This is a genomic window from Pseudolactococcus piscium (assembly GCF_002441695.1).
Lineage (GTDB): Bacteria > Bacillota > Bacilli > Lactobacillales > Streptococcaceae > Pseudolactococcus > Pseudolactococcus piscium.
This window is the reverse complement of record NZ_JXJW01000003.1, coordinates 66,317-85,931: the sequence shown is the minus strand read 5'-3', so window position 1 is coordinate 85,931 and position 19,615 is coordinate 66,317. Positions and strand designations below refer to the sequence as shown.

Sequence of the window (19,615 nt, the reverse complement as noted above, 5' to 3'; positions counted from 1 at the left end):
TCATTTACCTCCTTTACTTGATAATTGAATTCGTGGATCAATAATTTGCATTAAAATATCCCCAACAAGTACCGCGATAACGGCTAAGCTGGTTAAAATGAAGGTAATCCCGATTACCATCGGGTTATTATGCGCCGAAATGGCATCCGGCAGCATTTTACCCATCCCTGGAATCAAGAAAATTGTTTCTGTCATCGTTGCACCAGCGATTGTTGCGATAATAGCGGTTGGAATCCCATTTGAGATTGGGATCATCGCATTCTTGAAGATATGTTTTCTAGAGATTTCAGTTTCAGACAAACCTTTAGCCCGTGCAAACTTAATATAGTCGGAAGACTGTTGGTCTATCATATATCGTCGTACCCACATCGTTAAACTTGGCACTTGAAGCAAGGCAAGGATAATAGTAGGCAGTACATAAGAAGATAGACTGGCTGCGCCATTGGTTGTAAATGAATCTGGTAATCCTGTCAAAGAACCAACAAAGCGGTCTGTGTAGATAATCGCCAAACTTGGCAAGGCAATCAATGCAGTGATAAAAATCAAGCCAAATCGGTCAATTAGACCACCTGCATGACGACTTAGGAATACTGCTAATGGAATTGAAATCAGATATGCCAGAATGACACCAACGATCCCAATTCTTGCTGAGTTGCCTAACATTGATGGATCTTTATAGATATTTTTAACATTTGTATAGTCGTCTTTAAAAACACGTTTCATCCGGCTACTTTGATTTTTAGGACTTTGGTAAGTTGCTGTATGAATATCCATCGAGGTATTCATGGTATTACCATTTGACAACGTAATTTCACGTGTGACTGTTTCACCTTGACCACTTGTCAAGACTTCAGTAACTGACCGACCACTAAAGGTTGGATAAGAATCCCCAAGGTTTAACGTGATAATCTTTTGGTGAATAAAGGGAAACTTACCATCTACATAGGCTAAATACTTATGTTGTGTACCAGAGCCTATCAAAGCAGGGCCGTTTCCTTTTTCCCATGTCAACTTAACAAAACGCTTCAAATCTGGGTTAGTCTTATCTTGAATTTTCCAAGGATGGTCTATCTGGATCAGATTAGCATAAAACTTGACTACACGGCGCCAAATCGAAATTTCTTGCGTTGCATAAATTGTCTTAGATACTGGTAATTGTTCAATTTTCCAGTTTCCAGAGGCAGACTTAGCCCATTTTTTAGCAGCAGCTACATTTGACTTACTATCAGTGCCATCAAAACTCGCATCGCTTTTGCTAACTTTAGCAATTAAGTCTTTTTGATTCAAGTAGTTGATGTAACCTTGGCGCTGAAAGACAGCATTCTCATACTGGCTTCTTTCATCAGCCTTCCCAGCCACCCTAGCATACTGTTCGTCAGATGTGAAAATTTGGCGACGTGGGATTAGGCTAAAGACAAGCGCATAGATAATGGTTGTCACAACAACTATCGATACTAGTGCCCGTAGCACTCTAAATAAGATATATTTCTTCATATATTTCAAACCATTCTATAATTAAGATATTTACTAAAATTCAAGCTATAGAGCTTTAGCATTCGCTTTAATCAAGTACTTGAAGCGATAGGCTCTATAACGCAAAATTGAGACCAGAAATTCTAGTCTCATTTTTGCTTCATCTCATACTTACTTGTTAATAAGTATAAAACCAAACCACTTTCGGCTATTTACCGTCAACCTAACAGATAGGTATTCCCAAGAGATCGCCTCTTTGACCCACTATTACCCTGACTTTAACGAAAACGACTTCAAAATTGCCTCGTCACATGTTTGTGTGACAGGTGCGTTATTCGCGATATTTATCTTTTATCAGCTGATTTAGATTTTTCTTCAACTTTAGCTTCCCAACCTTTAAATGCTTTTTCGTATGCTTTTGCAGAGACAGGTTTGTCAGTCGTTTTAGCATATTTGTAAGAATAGACAGTTGACCCTACACTATTAGAATCTATTCTTGAGAATGGCACTTCATTTTGAACCATTGGTACTGCACCAAGTGAATATACTGGTACGATGATACCATTATCAATCAACCATGCTTCTGCTTTAGCAAATGCTTGGTAACGTGCAGTCGTGTCAGTACCGATGCCATTAGCAGTATCTAACAGTTTTTGGAAGTCATCCATGCCAACTGCTGCTTTAGCGGCAAGCCCTTTATCTTCACCCTCAACTTTTACAGTTGGTTCTAAACCAAGTTTCGTCGTGATATCACCTTGTTTTGGCGACAAGATATTCAGGTATGTCGCTGGGTCAGCATAGTCTGGTCCCCATCCGCTAATATTAAAGTCATAATCCGCATCTGCAGCGACTTTAAACGAGAAGACTGCTTGGAGATATGGATCCTGAGGTAATTTAATTGAATTTAACTTAACTTGACCATCAAATGCTTTGTCAATTGAGTTAGCTAATGACGCATATGCAGCAATATTAACTGTGCTCGTATCCAGAACAGGCGCGTCAAGTACGATCGGATTTTCTTTAGAAATGTCAACACCTTGCGCTGCAAGTGCAGTCTTCGCTTTAGCAAAAGCTGCCTTAGCCAAGTCTACATTATAAGTTGAATTCTCACCCTGTTTAACTGATACTTTAGACCAAGAATCGCTATTCATCGCTTGTAAATCAGATTGGACTGTATCACCATAAGGTTTACCCGCAATCGTTACAAAGTCATACGGCGTAAGCGTGTTACGAACTGCTTTTGCTGCGCCTTCTTCACCAACACGTTGAGCATTGTATTTTGCTTTATCAAAAGCAAAACCAATCGCCTGACGGAAATCCTTGTTTAAAATAGCCTGTTTAGTCGCGGCTTTCTTAGGATCGGTATCATGGGCTGTATGGTTATAGTTTTGACGGTTTAAGTTGAACATACCAAAGTAAGTAGACGCTTCTTGTTTCGTCCATACAACGTTTGATTTATCAACTGACTTGTAATAAGGCATTGTTGGATAAAGTTGTGCTTTATTATATTTACCATCGCTAAAGCCTTTATACAAGTCTTCAGGTTTTTTGCCATCATAGAATGATAATTTGACATTATCAATATGGACATTTTTCTTATCCCAGTAAGTTTTATTGGCTTTATACTCGATAGCTGATTTATTATCAAATTTTGTAGCGATAAATGCACCATTGTAGAGGATACCATCTGTCGATACTTTACCAAAGTTTTTGCCTTTTTCTTTAAGGAATTCAGCATTAATTGGGTATAGGATACCGTAAGTTGCTTTAGAATTCCAATATGTTTCAGGTTGATTCAAGGTATAAGTCAAAGTCCCTTTTTTGTCATCAGCTTTAATGCCGACTTTTGAAAAGTCTTTATCTTTACCACTAGCATAGTCAGCAAGACCGGTCACAGAATCAGCCACTAGATAAAGTGTTTCTGAGTTTGTATCTGCTGCATGTTTGAGACCAGTCACCCAGTCAGATGGTTTAACAGTTGCGTATTCATTGCCATCAGCATCTACCCAAGGCACATCTTTACGGATATGGTAGGTATATGTTTTACCGTCTTCAGACACCTCCCATGATTTGGCTAGTGCAGGAACGATTTGACGGTATTGGTCATATGAAACTAACCCATCTACAAAATTGGCTGTGTTTTCAGCTGTATAACGTTGCCCAGAAAATGTATAATCCAACGTCTCTGGATCATACTGATAGTAATATGAATAATCCTTGTTGTCTGATTTGCTAGACTCCGTTTTATTACCACATGCGCCTAAAAAACCTAAAGCTGCAACAGATAATAAACCAGCACCAATAATTTTTGTTCTTTTGTTCATATGCTTTCTCCTAATGAAATATTAAATTTTTTAAAAAGAATTTACTTTCTTAGTTTACTTAAATTTTTCTTAAATGTCAAGGAATTCAGACACTTTTTTCAAAAGTAATGTCACAACTTATGACACACGATGTTATAAAAGCGCTAAATAGCTGATATGTTGCGTTTACGAGCATTGAAATTTAAAAGCGACAACCCATTATTTAGCCAAGAACTCCTATATCATTTACAGTTATTCAGATTTTTCAGTCTGACTTGTACTATCCTTAGCATCTGAGCTATCAGTCGATGATTTATCAGACTTCTTATCTTTATCAGCTTGGTCATCTAATTCTTTTTGGTAGGCAGCTTTTGGCTTGGCATAAATACCTGCCTCCATATCGACGACACTTGCCTCCGTTATGCTCTGAGCAACCGTTTTGTAGTAAGGTAGCTTATCTGCCATCTGGCTGAGTGGTACGCGTACTTGATTGCCATCTTTCATATCAATTGCTATAAAATCAGTTGTGGCTTTAGTTGGTACTTTAGTGACCGTTGTCATCTGAGCCTTAGTATCTGATGTCAGTGTTTCATAGGCTTTCACAAACTGTTCAACTTCTTTTTGATTGAAGCCTTCAAGAACCGGCATCGCATTCAATTTTTGCGGGTCAACCGCCTCGCTAGTTAATAGCGTGCCATCTGACAACGCTATTTGATAAGTCGCACCTGTTTTAAGATAGATACTCTCACCGTATTCCGTAATTTTAGCGGTAAAATGATTGGGTAACTGCAAGCTAATGCTAGCTGACTTAACTCTCGGAAAAGCTTTAGTTATCTGTGATGAAATCGTTTGTTTAGCTTTAACAATTTTCCAGACATGATCCCCCGTCTTGATGCTTGTGGCTGCAGCAATTTGTTTGGTTGATTCATGAACGTTACCCGTTGTCTTAAAACTACCGATTTTACTCAGTGGTGAAACAACATAGCCACTACCCAATAAGATTAGGATAAATACTAAAAGAAAGGGCCACATTTTACCTAAGACGTCAAGCATAGGTTTTGATTCATTTGGTTTCAATCCTGCTTTAAATTTCGCTAGTAGAGATTGTTTAGGTGGTTTATCTGGCGTTGTCACAGCTATCGCATCATATTTTTCGACGACGGATACCACCTTAATTGGCTGTTTCTGTCGCCTCTCCTCACGCGCCTGCTTAGCTGCTTCTGCAGCTTTCTTTTTCTCGAATGCTGCATGCTGTTTTTGCCAAGGGGTCAACTCTGCTTGCTTGTCCTTATCTTTATCTGCCATGCAACACATCCTTGACTAACTGGTACAAGCGCCGACTTGCGTCAGGTACACCTTCACGAAGCGCATTTTCTGCCATCTGTCTATATGTGACATCATCCAGCAACAGGCTATCGATTGCATTGACAATACGCTCACCTGTCAGCGTATCATTTTTAATCCGAATCGCCGCACCTGCATTTTCAAGCGCTTCAGCATTCTTTGTTTGGTGATCTGCCGTCACATAAGGACTTGGCACTAAAATAGAGGGTAAGCCAAGTGCTGTTATTTCGGCTAATGTGGTTGCACCAGCACGAGATAAAATAAGATCGGCGTCATTTAATACTTCCACCATATTTTTAATATAAGGTACTATCTTTATATTTTTCTCTTTGTTATACGTCTCAAACATCTCAGAAAACTCAGGATCATTAAAATAGATTTCTCCTGACGCATAGAGAATTTGATAGGATTTTTTAGCCAATTCTGGTAGCGCCTCTATCACTGCAGTATTGATTTTAAGTGCACCACGACTCCCACCAAATATCACGATAGTTTTTTTATTTGTCGCTAACCCATAATCACTGAGTACATTACCAGATTCTGTTAAATCAGCAACTTCTTGCGCTCGAGGATTACCAGTGAAACTCGTTTTTTTAGGCGGAAAAAATTCTCCTGCTTCCTGGAATGCTAATGCCACACGTGTCGCATATCGACTCAAAAATTTATTGGTAATGCCTGGAATAGAATTCTGCTCATGCACAATCGTTGGAATTTTTAGTTTTGCAGCTGCATAGACAACCGGTCCTGCCACATACCCACCAGTCCCAATCACGATATCTGGTTTAAACTCCTTAATCATTTTCTTAGCATCTGAAACTGACTTCATAAACTTATAGACCGTTTTTACGTTTTCAGGTGATAAAGATCTTTTGAATCCTTGGACATCAACCGTTTTAAACGGAATGCCATTTTCTGGTACAATCGTTGATTCCAATCCTTTTTCTGTACCAATATAAAGAACAGAAAGATTTGGCTCAACTGTCTTTAAAAACTTGATGAAACTTAATGCTGGATAGATATGCCCACCAGTTCCACCGCCACTTACAATAATTTTCATAGTCATTTTTCTTCCAATTTACTAAAGGCATCGATAAACAAATCCCCACGTTGCTCAAAGGTCTTATATTGATCCCAGCTTGCATTTGCAGGACTGAGTAAGATTGTGTCACCAGGTATCGCCTGTTCATACGCAAGTTGAGCGGCAGTCGCAACAGTCTCACTTTCAAACACCGGGATATTGAGTTCCTCTGCTAATCGACGTAACTTGGGTGCAGTTTCTCCAAAGACAACCATGCCCTTTAAGCCTGCAATATCTGAACTTAGCGCCTCAAAGCCGTTACCACGATCAAGCCCCCCTGCCAAAAGCCAAAGTTTCTGATTATCAAAACCTGACAAAGCTTTTTGTGTTGCCAAAATATTGGTCGCTTTACTATCATTATAAAATTTGATTGCTGATTTTTGACCTAGGTATTGTAAGCGATGTTTGACGCCTGAAAACGTCGTCAAAATACTAACGATAGCCTCAGTAGAGACATTTGATAGTTTTGCCACACAAATTGCTGCTAGTGCATTCTCTAGATTATGCTCGCCAGGTAAGGATAAATCCGCTACTGACATGATTCGCTCATCTTTAAAGTAAATTTGCCCATCAGCAACGTATGCCCCATTCTTGGTTTCATCTGATGTAGAAAAGGGCACAATTTTCGCTAGTGTCTGTCCCGCTTTATGTCGCAATTTTTCTTGATTAAAGTTTAAGACCAGGTAGTCATCAGCTGTCATATTTTCTTGGATACGCCACTTGGCAGCTTCATAACCGACCTGCGACCCATGATAATCTAAATGTGCTGAGAAGACATTTGTGATGACCGCTATATGAGGTCGAAACGTCTCAATCCCCATTAGCTGAAAACTAGATAATTCCATGATGAGTCGTTCATCTGAGGTTGAGCTTGCAGCAACATCTGATGCTGGAAAGCCAATGTTCCCAGATAATTTAGCAACTTGGCCATCTGCGTTAAGGATTTCTGCAATCATCGTGGTCGTCGTCGTCTTACCATTTGTTCCTGTGATGCCAACGATTGGCGATTCAGAGATGAGATAGGCTAACTCAACCTCAGTGATCACTGGAATCCCTAATGCTAATGCTCGAACGACCATCGGATTATCATAAGGAATACCAGGGTTTTTAACCATCACTTCAAACGCTTCTTCCAAGAGGCCTAATGGGTGTTCACCCGTAATTACTTTGATACCTTCAGCTAACAAGCTTTGTGCTGCTGGATTTTCATCAAAAGGCTTACCATCATTTACTGTGACGATTGCACCTAGTGCTTTTAGCACGCGCGCAGCAGACTCACCAGATTTGGCCAAACCTAAGACTAATACTTTTTTATTTTTAAAATTTGAATTTTTTTTCATCATTACTTCCCTTTAGGTCAACCACACAGACCAGTGTGTAACGCTTGCATTTATATCCTCTAATTTTACCGTTTTTAGCGTTTTTTTTCAACAGGAAGCATTAGCCGATTAACAAATCAAAAAAAATATCTAGCAGGTTATCTTCTAGTTTCCCTAAAGAAGATTCCCTGCTAAATATGAGTTATTTTTTAAAAATCAGATCGCATCGCCATCTTTTTCGCCTGTTCGAATACGAATGACACTTTCAACAGGCAGTACAAATATCTTGCCATCCCCGACTTCACCAGTCTGGGTTGTTTCTTGAATGACGTCAATCAATTTTGCAACCCGTTCTTCAACGGTAACAATTTCAATTTTTATCTTTGCAAGTAAGGTTGTATTTAACTTTTGACCACGAACATATTCAACAAACCCTTTTTGATTCCCGTATCCCAACACTTGCGTTACAGTCATCCCTTTTGCTAGATCATGTTTTACCAATGCATCTTTCAAATCTTCTAATTTTTCAGTGCGAATAATCGCTTCTACTTTTTTCATCACTCAACTCTCCTTTACCTGTCCGATTATAACACGATTAGCTATCAAGTCCCATAAATGTTGGGTAGGCGGTTTCATCATGTTCACTATCATCAAGTCCAACTGCTTCTGCACGGTCACTGACACGAATTTCTGTGAATAAGGCAATCACTTTGATAATGATAAACGTGACAACAGCACTAAAGACGATCGTGAACGCGATTGCCTCGATTTGCGCAATCAATAACTTAGCAGAGCCGTAAATGGCACCGGAATAGCCTTTTTCTAAAGCCAGTGCTGGCATGGTGAAGAGACCTGTCATAATCCCACCAAATATACCACCAATGCCATGTGCACCAAATGCATCTAAAGCATCATCGTAACCAAATTTATGCTTAACAACTGAAATAAAGTAGTATGAAATTGGTGAAACAAGTGCACCAATTAAGATAGACGACCACAGTGATACAAAACCAGCACCTGGTGTTATCGCCACAAGTCCAATGACCATACCAGTTGAAGCGCCGACAACTGTTGGTTTACCAATCATTATCTTCTCAACAAGGAGCCAAGATAACATGGCAGCTGCGGCTGCGGTATTTGTCGTCATGAGTGCATGAACGGCAAGGCCATTTGCTGCAAGAGCTGATCCTGCATTGAACCCAAACCAACCAAACCAAAGCAAACCGGCACCTAGGAGTACAAACGGTATGTTATGCGGTCGATATTCAAGACGTGCATAATCACGACGACGTCCTAAGACAATTGCTAACACGAGTGCACTGACGCCTGATGAAATATGGACAACATTACCACCAGCAAAATCAATTGAGTGAATTTTAGCAAGGAAACCTCCACCCCAAACCATATGCGCTAATGGATAATAAACTAAAACTAACCAGAAAGCCATGAAGATAACGAGTGGTGTAAAGCGCATACGACCAACAACTGAACCTGTTAATAAGGCAACAGTTATAATCGAGAACATCATCTGGAAGCCACCAAATAAACCATCTGGTATTTCAAGACCATGTAGACTGTTTTTAGACATGCTCACACCATTAAAGAAGGCATGACCAAAGTTACCAATCCAACTGCCATCTCCAGAAAATGATAGCGTATAGCCAATAGCTACCCAAAGAATAGAGGCAACACCTAGTGGGATAACGGCCATAAGCATTGTATTAAGGACGTTCTTGCGTCGCTCCAAGCCACCGTAGAAAAATGCTAACGCTGGTGTCATGAGAAAGACCAGAGCCGCACACATAATGATAAAAGCAATACTTCCTGAGTTCATAAAATCTCCTAAAATAATGTCAGAGTGAGCTTACGCTCAAATGCGGATGTTAGAAGTTCTAACATAAGTTATATTCCATATTCTAACATAGAAATTAGCACTTGTAAATAGTGAATATTCTAAAAATTCAAACTAATTTTTTACTGTATAAAAAAAGTCATCCGAAGACAACGTTTTTAGGTGCTATTAAGCACATTTGAAGATTGCTCACCCCTAGCTTTAACAAATCGAAAACCTGTTATTTTGCTTAGTTTAAGGCGATTACAACTTCGTTAATTTAGCTTTAGGAATTTTCATGGTAAATATTGAGCCTTTACCAATCTCAGAGTCAACAGCAATCGAGCCCTTGTATATTTTTACAATATTTTCAATAATCGAAAGCCCTAGCCCAGTACCCCCAATTTCTCGATTTCTAGCCTTATCCGCTCGGAAAAATCGCTCAAATATAAAGGCTTGATCTGCTTCACCTATGCCTAGACCATGATCCGACACTTCCGAAACAATCATATCTTCCTCTGCAAAGAGAGAAACTTTGATGTAGGTCTCTTTTTCACCTGAATATTTAACTGCATTATCCATCAAAATCGTCAACGCTTGTATATAATGGTTTTTATAAATTTGGGCCCAAACTTCAGAAGAGATACGCGTTTCAAATTCGATCGTGAAGTTCTGATGAACCATCCTGAAATTATTAACGAGGTCAGATACACATGACACAACTTGCGTCTGTTCCATCTCATTACCGCTATCTTGCTTCAAACGTGCTATATCGAGCATATCTTGGATCATACTAGACATTTTCTGTATTTCTTGCCGTGACGCCTCTAGTGACTCATTTAGCTGCTTAGGATCATCCTTCCCCCAACGGAGTAAAAGATTGATGTGCCCATCAAGTACCGCAAGTGGCGTCCGCAATTCATGACTCACATCAGATACAAATCGCTCTTGTCCTTCCAAATAGTCCTGTTTTTTCTGCATCATACCATTAAATACATCTGCCAGCTCTTCAATCTCATCTCCGGAATTAATCTTAATTTCTTCAAATTCTCCTGATGGTAACTTGGTGATTCGCTTCATGGCTAAATGTAGTTTGGATAGCGGTTTTAAGAGATGACTTGATACAAAATAACCAATGAAATTGGCCCATAGCATGGCAACAACCTCAAGAGCAATGAGTATAAATAAGAGTTTATTTCGAATCACATAATAAAAGTTCAATTCATTAAATGATTGCAAGTAACCAACTACTTTACCTGTGTTTTTAGATCTGATCCGTCGCGTGATAATAAATCCTGTTTTATTGCCCATCTTGACAATAACAGGTTTAGTAGACCTTGTACTATAAAGTGAGATATTAGCAGATTTGGCAGCGAAAATGATTTGCTCATCCTTATCGTAAACCTGAAAATATCGCCAGTCTACACGAGGAATGCCTATCTCCCTAGCTGATTTTATTTCATGACCAGCTTTATCGTAGAAAGTTTCAAGCACGCCCTCCTCTCGATAACCTAAATACTTATAAATGTTTTGAGGTGTCAAATTATCATTAGCTTTTTCCAAATGTTCAGAAACAGAGTTAACAACTTTGACTAGATCTTCTTTTTCACCTTCCAAGAAATACATAATCGACGTCTGATATGAAATGGTTGCAAAAATTGTAAAAACCAAAAAACAAAAAAGCATATTAGCAAAAGACCATTTGACTTTGATACTGCGTTTTTTAACTTGCTTTTCCTGAGATGGTCGGATTCCCATCAAATTCTCCTAAATTGTGACAGCACCTGTTTACGATGACTTCAGCAAGATAATAGCTAAGTCAGTCTATTAAACAAAATGCAACGTTAATGTTTAATAACGACCATCCAGATAGATGATCGCTATTAATGATCGTTATGAATCAGTTTTACCATATCCTAGCATACCGCACTATAAATCTACGGGCTAATCGCATCAGATGACTGACTTATATGTTAGCAACCTACATCTTTGCAGGTGCAACTTGACTTATGATGGGATCAATCAGTTATTTTCACGTAACATGTAGCCTAAACCACGAACTGTTTGAATATAAGAATCTTTACCATCTTGGTCCAATTTGTTACGTAGGTAACGAATATAAACATCAACAACGTTTGTCTCTGTTCCTTCATCATATCCCCATACATTTTGAACAAGTTGTTCACGCGTCACAACATCGTTGACATTTTTCATCAGTGTCGTCAATAAATCATACTCACGTTTTGTCAAGTCGATCACTTCTCCACCACGTTCTACTTGACGATTCTTTTTATTGATCGTCAAATCACGGAAAGTTGTCCCATCAGTTTTTTTACGCTTTTGAATTTCACGATCTTGACGACGGAAATTAGCACGTAAACGCGCCAGTAATTCTTCAATGGCAAACGGTTTTGTAATATAGTCATCTGCACCAATGTCAAGACCAGCTACTTTATCCATGGTACTATCACGCGCAGTCATCATCGTAATCGGTGTTTGTTTCTCATTACGTAAACGACGGGCAACTTCAAATCCGTCTAACTCAGGTAACATCAAATCTAAGAGGATCATATCCCAATCTTGAGCCATTGCTGCTTCAAGACCACTACGACCATCATGACGTACAACAACACTGTACCCCTCATGTTCTAGTTCAAGTGACACAAATCGTGCTAATTGTTTTTCATCTTCAATAATAAGAATTTTCTTTACCATTTTTAATATCTCTTTCTATTGAGTTTAAGCTATACATCACGTATAACACAACTCTTAAGTATGCCACTGAGCTAATCAGTAGTCAGAATTTTTACGATTTATTTTTAAAAACACAACTCTACCAGACACTATCGGATACTGCCTCTTACGTTAGGATAGGGACAAACGATGACACTTACTCTTTTTATTTCTCATCATACCAAGAGTAGTGGAAGATACCAGGTTTATCTTTACGTTCGTAGGTATGCGCACCAAAGTAATCCCGTTGTGCCTGAATTAGATTTGCAGGTAAATTCTCTGAACGGTAACTATCAAAGTAGGCGATAGCACTTGAGAATGTCGGAACCGGCACGCCTGCTTGAACAGCAATGGCTACAACCTCACGAACAGCATGCTGATATTTTGCTGTGATATCGATGAAGTATTCATCCAGCAAAAGATTTGCTAGATCTTCATCGCGACCATAAGCATCTGTAATTTTTTGTAGGAAACGTGCACGGATGATACATCCAGCACGCCAGATAGCAGCAATTTCACCAAAAGGTAAGTCCCAATCGTTATCCTTAGATGCAACACGTAATTGGGCAAACCCTTGGGCATAAGACATGATTTTAGAGAAGTAAAGCGCTTGACGAATTTTTTCAATCAACTCAGCTTTGTCACCTTCAAACTTAAAGTCAGGTGCTTTCAAAACTTTACTTGCCGCGACACGCTCTTCTTTGTATGTCGAAATATAACGGGCAAATACTGACTCTGTAATCAAAGGTAATGGGACACCTGAATCAAGCGCTGATTGGCTTGTCCATTTACCAGTCCCTTTATTTCCAGCAGCATCTAAGATATAATCAACAACTGGGCCTTCTTGACCTTGATCATCTTGATGCGTCAAAATATCTGTTGTAATTTCAATCAGATAGCTATCAAGCTCGCCCTTATTCCACTCCGCAAAAACAGCTTGCATATCAGATGCATTAAGACCAAGTAAGCGTTGCATCAGATCATATGACTCTGCAATTAATTGCATATCGCCATACTCGATGCCATTATGCACCATTTTGACATAGTGACCGGCGCCAGCAGGGCCGATATAAGTCACACAAGGCTTGCCATCTTCTGGTGCTTTAGCCGAAATTTCTTCTAAAACATCTTTAACAAGTTCGTAGGCTTCTTTTTGACCGCCAGGCATGATAGAAGGTCCTTCTAGCGCACCTTTTTCACCACCAGAAACACCTGTACCAATAAAATTAATACCTGAATCAGCTAGTTCAGCATTACGACGCTCAGTATCTTTATAGAATGTATTCCCACCATCGATCAAAATATCGCCTTTATCCAAATGTGGTAAAAGATTTTGAATGGTTGCATCTGTCCCCGGACCTGCTTGAACCATCAACATGATCCGACGCGGTTTTTCAATAGAATTCACAAATGAAGTAATATCATAACTCGGCACAAACTGTTTATCCGGATGCGAAGCAATCACATCTTCCGTTTTTTCTCTAGACCGATTAAAAATTGCGACCTTATAACCACGTGATTCAATGTTAAGCGCCAGATTACGACCCATCACTGCCATACCAACTACACCAAAATTTGCTTGCGTCATTGCCTATTCTCCTATTTAGTCTTATATTTTTATACTTTATAAGAATTAATTATAATATATTTTTAATCATTTTTCAAGTCTAAAAGGCTAAAAAGTTAATTTTTTTGTCAATATCATAAAAAATCGTTTAAAATCTATATTTTTATATCAAAAAACACCTCTACCTTCATTCATTATCAGATATTTTGGGTGTTTATTGTGCTTTATTTTTTGAATTGATTGTCTAACTAACGACACTTTTAACCTCATAGCCTATTTTTAATCAAACAGGCCATCTAATTTAGAAAAAGGTGTCTCTTTATCCGTTACGATTTCTTCTGCTTGTAATCTGGCATAATCTGCTTCTGATAAAACCTGCCAAGATGACCCTGTCGGTAATATATCTGACGTTTTTTCTTCATCTGTAAGCACACGCAAAGGTAAATCTAATAAGATATTATCAGAGACTGCCTCTTCTAAATCAATCACGTCTTTTTCTAAAACAAAGAGCATATCTGCATCGAGATTTTCTTGATTCTCCTCAAAAAACGCGGCATTTGTAAATAGCTCCGATATGGTCATCTCCATCGGCAAGATAACTGGCGTCAAGCTACGGCTTGATGGCATCGTCAAATCAAATTTAGCTGTGAAATTTAAAGCGTATACACCACCATCTGCATCCAGGCGGCCTTGAACTGCTATCTTAGATACGTCCAAAATTTCTGAGTCTCGTGACATCAAATTTTGTTTCAAATCAAGATCATCTTCAAATGTAACTGACTTCTTTTTATTTAATTCTTGTAAAGACCATTTCATCTTATTAATCTCCTTAATGCTATTGTATAATATTTAAAATTAGAATGATAGGGGCTAAATTCAAAAAATAGGTGAACATAAGGCCACTTGCTGTAGCTTTTATACGCACCTATTTACATGATGATAGCTGAGTAAATTTAAGGCAGCTATCGAAAACTATTATTTGCTAAATGACTCGGTTAATTGTGGGACTACTTGTTTTTTACGTGAGACTGCACCAGCCAAGAAAGCATGATTATCTTTTAGCTCAAAGTTAAACGCAGCTTCAACCTTGTCACTATTTTGGCCTAGGGCTAAAATTTCAGAGTTTGAATTGACGATGTCTGTAATCATAAAGACAAAATCGGAGTAGGCATTAGCTTGCATTGCTGTTTTAATTGCTGTTTCAATTTCAGACTGACGCGCTAGCACTTCAGGAATATCAACGGTATTGACCTGTGCAACACGCACACTGTGACCATTTAATTCAAAAGTCTTGGCATCGATGTCAATCAGTACGTCGGCTGGTTTTGTCGCCAAATTAGTCCCTGCTTTGAGTAGGGCAAGGCCATAGGTTTCAAGGTCTACACCTGCGATTTTAGCCAAGTCCTCAGCAACTTTTACATCTGTTTCATGCGTTGTTGGTGATTTTAGAAGTAAAGTATCTGAAATCAAGCCAGACAAGAGCAAACCCGCTGTTGCTTTAGGAATCTCACGACCATCAGCTTTGAACTGACGATAAACGATAGATGATGCCGAACCAACTGGTTCCAAAATCATAAATAATGGTGCTTGCGTTTCAAAGTTCGCGACACGGTGATGGTCTACAACACCTAAAATCGTCACATCGCGAATATCTGAGATAGACTGTTGGAATTCATTATGGTCTGTCAAAATCACCTGATCAGCACCTTCTGCTTTGGCAGAAGTAACAACACGTGGTGCTGGTACGCCAAAGTAATCTAGTGCAAAGGCAGTTTCTTCATTTACATCACCAAGCGCAACGACTTCAGCCGTCTCAAGGCCACGCAAGCGCGAAAGCTCTGCAAAGGCATAAGATGACCCAATCGCATCTGTATCCGGATTTTGGTGACCAAAAACTAAAATTTTAGACATGTATTACTTCCTCTTGATTTCTTTTTAAGAATTTACTTTCAGTAGTCATTATATCAAATTTGCCCTCTATAATAAAGATTTAGGCACTTTTTTGATAAATCCTTTTGGCAACTTGTAGCACGATCAGATACCCGATAATAATGAACGGGAAGATTAGCCAATAATTTACTGGGAGATGCTTTAAATCAAAGAAATGACCGAGAGACGTCATGCTTAATAACCCACCTGCGATGAATACACCACCTGTTGTGACAAAGACTGGTAGACTTGCTCGGCTCTTGATAAAAGGCAATTTCTTAGTACGTAAGATGTGAAGTGCAAGTGTTTGCGTAATCAAGCCAACCGCAAACCAGCCACTTTGGAAGGCACCTTGACTAGCGACCGTGTTATAGTGAAAGCCAAAATAAAGAATGATAAAGGTCAAGACATCAAAAATTGAGCTGACTGGACCAATTAAGACCGTGAAATGAACTAAATTTTTCATGTTCCAAGTCACTGGCTTTTCGATTTCTTCCGGATCGACGTTATCCCATGGAATGGCTAACTGGGCAACATCATAGATTAGATTTTGCACTAAAAGTTGCATGGATAGCATCGCTAAGAAGGGTAAGAAGGCGCTAGCAATCAGAATAGAGAAGACGTTCCCGAAATTTGAACTGAGGGTTATCTTGATATACTTCATCATGTTGACAAAGACACGGCGTCCTTCTTGCACACCTACTTCTAAGACTTCTAGACTTTTTTCTAGCAGGATGATTGTACTGGCATCTTTGGTAATATCTGCAGCAGTATCTACTGAAATCCCGACATCTGCCGTTCTTAAAGAAGGGGCATCATTGATGCCATCTCCCATGAAACCGACTGTATGACCATTTTGCTTAAGTAACTTGATCACGCGCTCTTTTTGCATCGGATTTAACTTAGCAAATAAGTGAACACGCTCAGCTTGATCTAGCAATACTGCATCACTCATTTGATCGATATCAGTCCCTAAAAGATAGTGTTCCGCATTAATGCCAACATCCACACAGACTTTTTGTGCAACGATTGCATTATCTCCAGTTAGTACTTTTACGGTGACACCATGTGCCTGTAATGATGAAATTGCTGTGATAGCTGATGCTTTTGCTGGATCTAAAAATCCAATAAAGCCTAGAATTGTCAACTCTTTTTCATCTGAGATGTTAATCGTATCACTTTGAATTGATTTTTGTGCGACTGTGATGACACGCATGCCATCTTGATTCATTTTAATATTCACAGCCTTCATCTGCTCAATAAGCTCCGGTGTTAAGGCTATTTTTTCACCATTGATGAGTACTGAATCACAAACCTCAGCCATTTCTTCAACGGCCCCTTTAGTAATCATCACTTTTTCAGCCGCTATAGACAAGGCTACAGATAAGCGACGACGTGAAAAATCAAAAGGAATTTCATCGATTTTACTGATATTCTCAAAAGGGAGTTGTTTTTTTTCTCTTGAAAAATAATCCAGCACAGCCACATCCATCAGGTTCCGCCAGCCTGTTTGATATTTAGAATTAAGATAAGCATAATTCAGTACTGCTTCATTTTCATTGCCAAAAGGATCAACATAGTGCATGAGGACAACACGGTCTTCTGTAATCGTACCCGTCTTATCCGTACACAGAATATCCATCGCACCTAGATTTTGAATCGCTGACAATTTTTTGACGATGACTTTTTCTTTAGCCAGTCTTTGCGCACCTTTTGCCAAGTTTGAGTTGACAATCATCGGTAGCATCTCAGGTGTTAGCCCTACCGCTACAGCAATCGCAAAGAAAAAGGCATTACTCACATCATGTTTTGTAAACACATTCAGAACAAAAACAACCGGAAATAAAATCGCAATCATTTTTAAGAGTAGCGCACTGACTTTTTTCAGTCCAACTTCAAATGCCGTATCAGCCTTGCTACCTGTCGCGCTTTGCGCAATATCACCGAAGAAGGTTGCTTGTCCAGTTTTTAAGATGAGAATCAAGCCTTGCCCACTAAGGACATCTGTTCCCATGAATAAAAGATTGGGTAAATCAACAGCTGATTTCTTAGAGAAGGCATCTTGATTATTCTCTATGAGTGGCAATTTTTCGACTGGTAGAGACTCACCTGTTAATGAGCTTTGGTTGATGAATAAGTCATTTGATGTTAATAAAACGCCATCTGCTGGGATCATATCCCCTGTATGCAACTTAACGATATCTCCAGGTACAACCTCATCCATAGGGATTTCTTGTTGCTGACCATCACGGATTACTGCTGCCGTGTTTTCAATCATCTCACGCAAGTTGATGCTAGTCTTTTGACTCGCGTATTCTTGATAAAAACTGATAGATACGGAACAAATGACCATCAAGCTCATGACAAGAGCAGCTTCGTAATCATTGGTTATAACAGATACAAATGCCAATAGCAATAAGACGATAACAAAGGGATCTTTTAGCGCATTCAGCCAAATTTTCCAAGCAGGTATCGGATTTTGAGCGGCGACAATATTCATACCAAAGTTTTCCAAGCGAGCTTTGGCTTCAGAAGCTGTTAACCCGTCTGAGGACGTCGTATAAGCTTCATACAATTGCTTTGTCGATTGCAAGGCAAGTTGTTGTAATTCAAATGCTTTTGTCTTTTTTTCCATTTTAGACCTCTTAGCTGCTAACTAGCCTATCCTAGACAATAATATGTGGTTCTCTGTCAAAACAAGACAAACCACTTTTTATGCCCTAGAAAATGATGGCCGTTAGCACCTTTTTCTTTCCTTGAATCATTGTCTTAGCAGTTTAAAAATCGGCTTGGGCAACAGGCAACTTTATTTTGTATGAGGGTGTGTTCAGCTGGATCATACAATCGGCACCTCACAAGATCATCATGCAAAATAAAAGGAATCTGGGCACCAACAATAAGTTGGTGCCCAGATTCCTTGATCGTTTATCAGCGCACATTAGCCTATCGTTGAACTTTAGCACTATACGGCGTAAGAAATTCTTCTAGCTACATTGAAATAAACCTTCACGATTTATTTTGTTTGACCAGCTTGGCGTCTCTCGACATTTCGCGGCAGTAGCATATTTCCAGTATAGGAGCCTCATCTAACAATGATTATTTAATTTTTATAGGTATTACAGGCTAATTGTAACTTAAAAATTAGCATTTGTAAAGTATTCTGTGATAAAATACTAAAAATTTGACTAACAATAAAACCCCACCATATCTTCACTTAAACCTGACTAATAGCCGTATCTGATATTGGATAAGGCAGTTATAGCTTTTAGCTGACTGGACTGCGACGTGGTTAGGACAATCCCATTTTGTGTTAGAGTTCGTGCTATATCCAAATTCATCCGACTTAAAATCATCGGTACCGATGACGCACGTTGCACTAACTCATCCCTGTAGTGGCTTAATACCTGTTTTAACGGCTCAGTAGTAGGCTGACTGGCTAAGTCACTGACTAGAGCGTCAATTATCACAACAGCCTCCTGCGACCGCTCTCCCCCACCTGAAAACCAGGATAATTTATTTGACATATGCGCCTCCTTTTTGACTAGATGATACACCTTTAAGCGTCACATGTCAAAACTTACTGTGGCTAATCTTCCTTAGCCAGCTGAATCGGATATTTATGACCAAACTTTTTAATTTCTCTCAGAATGAGGTCTAATTCTCTTCCTTTATCCGTTAGGGCATAACTTGTTTTTGGTGGCATCTCTTGTAGGATTGTTTTGACAACTAGCCCATCTTCAATCAACTCTTTTAAATCCTTGCTTAAGGTATGCGGTGTAATCCCCTTTAATAAGCGGCTTAACTCATTAAACCCTCTTTCACCTTCCAAAAGATGATTGAGCAGTAGCAACTTCCATTTGCCACCGATTATGGCGAGGGTATTAGCTGCATCACAGTGACACTTAATCATGTGTTGGTATGTTTTTCTCATGCTTCTCCTTATTTTTTATGCCACGGGGGTAGTATCTTTTTAAACAGTATTGCATCTATTATACAATAACTTTATACTAAGATTACACCATTATATAGGAGGAATAT

The 19,615-nt window shown here is 39.1% G+C and carries 15 protein-coding genes and 1 riboswitch; all 15 genes read right to left on the bottom strand.

What is annotated here, in order from left to right; all coding sequences use genetic code 11:
- The 15 genes from RU86_RS02235 to RU86_RS02165 all read right to left on the bottom strand — a co-directional run bounded on the left by RU86_RS02235 (position 1) and on the right by RU86_RS02165 (position 19,508).
- Complete coding sequence (locus RU86_RS02235; RefSeq protein WP_096813849.1) at positions 1 to 1,494, bottom strand: ABC transporter permease; 1,494 nt, start codon at positions 1,492 to 1,494, stop codon at positions 1 to 3.
- A gap of 323 nt (positions 1,495 to 1,817) precedes the next feature.
- Positions 1,818 to 3,797: an ABC transporter substrate-binding protein gene (locus RU86_RS02230; protein WP_096813847.1), complete on the bottom strand. Its 1,980-nt coding sequence runs from the start codon at positions 3,795 to 3,797 to the stop codon at positions 1,818 to 1,820.
- 231 nt (positions 3,798 to 4,028) lie between these two features.
- Complete coding sequence (locus RU86_RS02225) at positions 4,029 to 5,081, bottom strand: cell division protein FtsQ/DivIB (protein ID WP_179296176.1); 1,053 nt, start codon at positions 5,079 to 5,081, stop codon at positions 4,029 to 4,031.
- The gene (gene murG / locus RU86_RS02220; RefSeq protein WP_096813946.1) at positions 5,071 to 6,177 is read right to left on the bottom strand and encodes an undecaprenyldiphospho-muramoylpentapeptide beta-N-acetylglucosaminyltransferase; all 1,107 of its coding nucleotides are present in this window, start codon (positions 6,175 to 6,177) and stop codon (positions 5,071 to 5,073) included. Before murG ends, RU86_RS02225 begins: the two co-directional genes overlap by 11 nt.
- 2 nt (positions 6,178 to 6,179) lie before the next feature.
- Complete coding sequence (murD, locus tag RU86_RS02215; RefSeq protein WP_096813845.1) at positions 6,180 to 7,538, bottom strand: UDP-N-acetylmuramoyl-L-alanine--D-glutamate ligase; 1,359 nt, start codon at positions 7,536 to 7,538, stop codon at positions 6,180 to 6,182.
- A 195-nt stretch (positions 7,539 to 7,733) separates the two neighbouring features.
- Positions 7,734 to 8,075 carry a P-II family nitrogen regulator gene (locus tag RU86_RS02210; protein ID WP_047916198.1) on the bottom strand — a complete coding sequence of 114 codons (342 nt, stop codon included), beginning with the start codon at positions 8,073 to 8,075 and terminating at the stop codon, positions 7,734 to 7,736.
- Positions 8,076 to 8,112: 37 nt separating this feature from the next.
- Positions 8,113 to 9,351: an ammonium transporter gene (locus tag RU86_RS02205; protein ID WP_096813844.1), complete on the bottom strand. Its 1,239-nt coding sequence runs from the start codon at positions 9,349 to 9,351 to the stop codon at positions 8,113 to 8,115.
- A 261-nt stretch (positions 9,352 to 9,612) separates the two neighbouring features.
- Positions 9,613 to 11,106 (bottom strand): HAMP domain-containing sensor histidine kinase, encoded by a 1,494-nt coding sequence (locus RU86_RS02200; RefSeq protein ID WP_096813842.1) that lies wholly within the window; start codon positions 11,104 to 11,106, stop codon positions 9,613 to 9,615.
- Positions 11,107 to 11,370: 264 nt separating this feature from the next.
- Positions 11,371 to 12,063, bottom strand: a complete 693-nt coding sequence (locus tag RU86_RS02195; RefSeq protein WP_047916201.1) for a response regulator transcription factor — start codon at positions 12,061 to 12,063, stop codon at positions 11,371 to 11,373.
- Between the two features lie 184 nt (positions 12,064 to 12,247).
- Entirely contained in the window at positions 12,248 to 13,669 is a 1,422-nt protein-coding gene (gene gndA, locus RU86_RS02190; RefSeq protein ID WP_096813841.1) for an NADP-dependent phosphogluconate dehydrogenase, read from the bottom strand.
- A gap of 258 nt (positions 13,670 to 13,927) precedes the next feature.
- Positions 13,928 to 14,464 carry a YceD family protein gene (locus RU86_RS02185; RefSeq protein ID WP_096813839.1) on the bottom strand — a complete coding sequence of 179 codons (537 nt, stop codon included), beginning with the start codon at positions 14,462 to 14,464 and terminating at the stop codon, positions 13,928 to 13,930.
- A 159-nt stretch (positions 14,465 to 14,623) separates the two neighbouring features.
- Positions 14,624 to 15,559, bottom strand: a complete 936-nt coding sequence (locus RU86_RS02180; protein WP_096813837.1) for a manganese-dependent inorganic pyrophosphatase — start codon at positions 15,557 to 15,559, stop codon at positions 14,624 to 14,626.
- A gap of 79 nt (positions 15,560 to 15,638) precedes the next feature.
- The gene (gene mgtA, locus RU86_RS02175; RefSeq protein WP_096813836.1) at positions 15,639 to 18,212 is read right to left on the bottom strand and encodes a magnesium-translocating P-type ATPase; all 2,574 of its coding nucleotides are present in this window, start codon (positions 18,210 to 18,212) and stop codon (positions 15,639 to 15,641) included.
- Positions 18,213 to 18,511: 299 nt separating this feature from the next.
- A riboswitch (M-box (ykoK) riboswitch) is annotated at positions 18,512 to 18,678 on the bottom strand.
- Positions 18,679 to 18,801: 123 nt separating this feature from the next.
- Positions 18,802 to 19,101 (bottom strand): bacteriocin immunity family protein, encoded by a 300-nt coding sequence (locus RU86_RS02170; RefSeq protein WP_096813834.1) that lies wholly within the window; start codon positions 19,099 to 19,101, stop codon positions 18,802 to 18,804.
- Positions 19,102 to 19,163: 62 nt separating this feature from the next.
- The gene (locus RU86_RS02165) at positions 19,164 to 19,508 is read right to left on the bottom strand and encodes a winged helix-turn-helix transcriptional regulator (protein WP_096813833.1); all 345 of its coding nucleotides are present in this window, start codon (positions 19,506 to 19,508) and stop codon (positions 19,164 to 19,166) included.
- Positions 19,509 to 19,615: the final 107 nt, after the last annotated feature.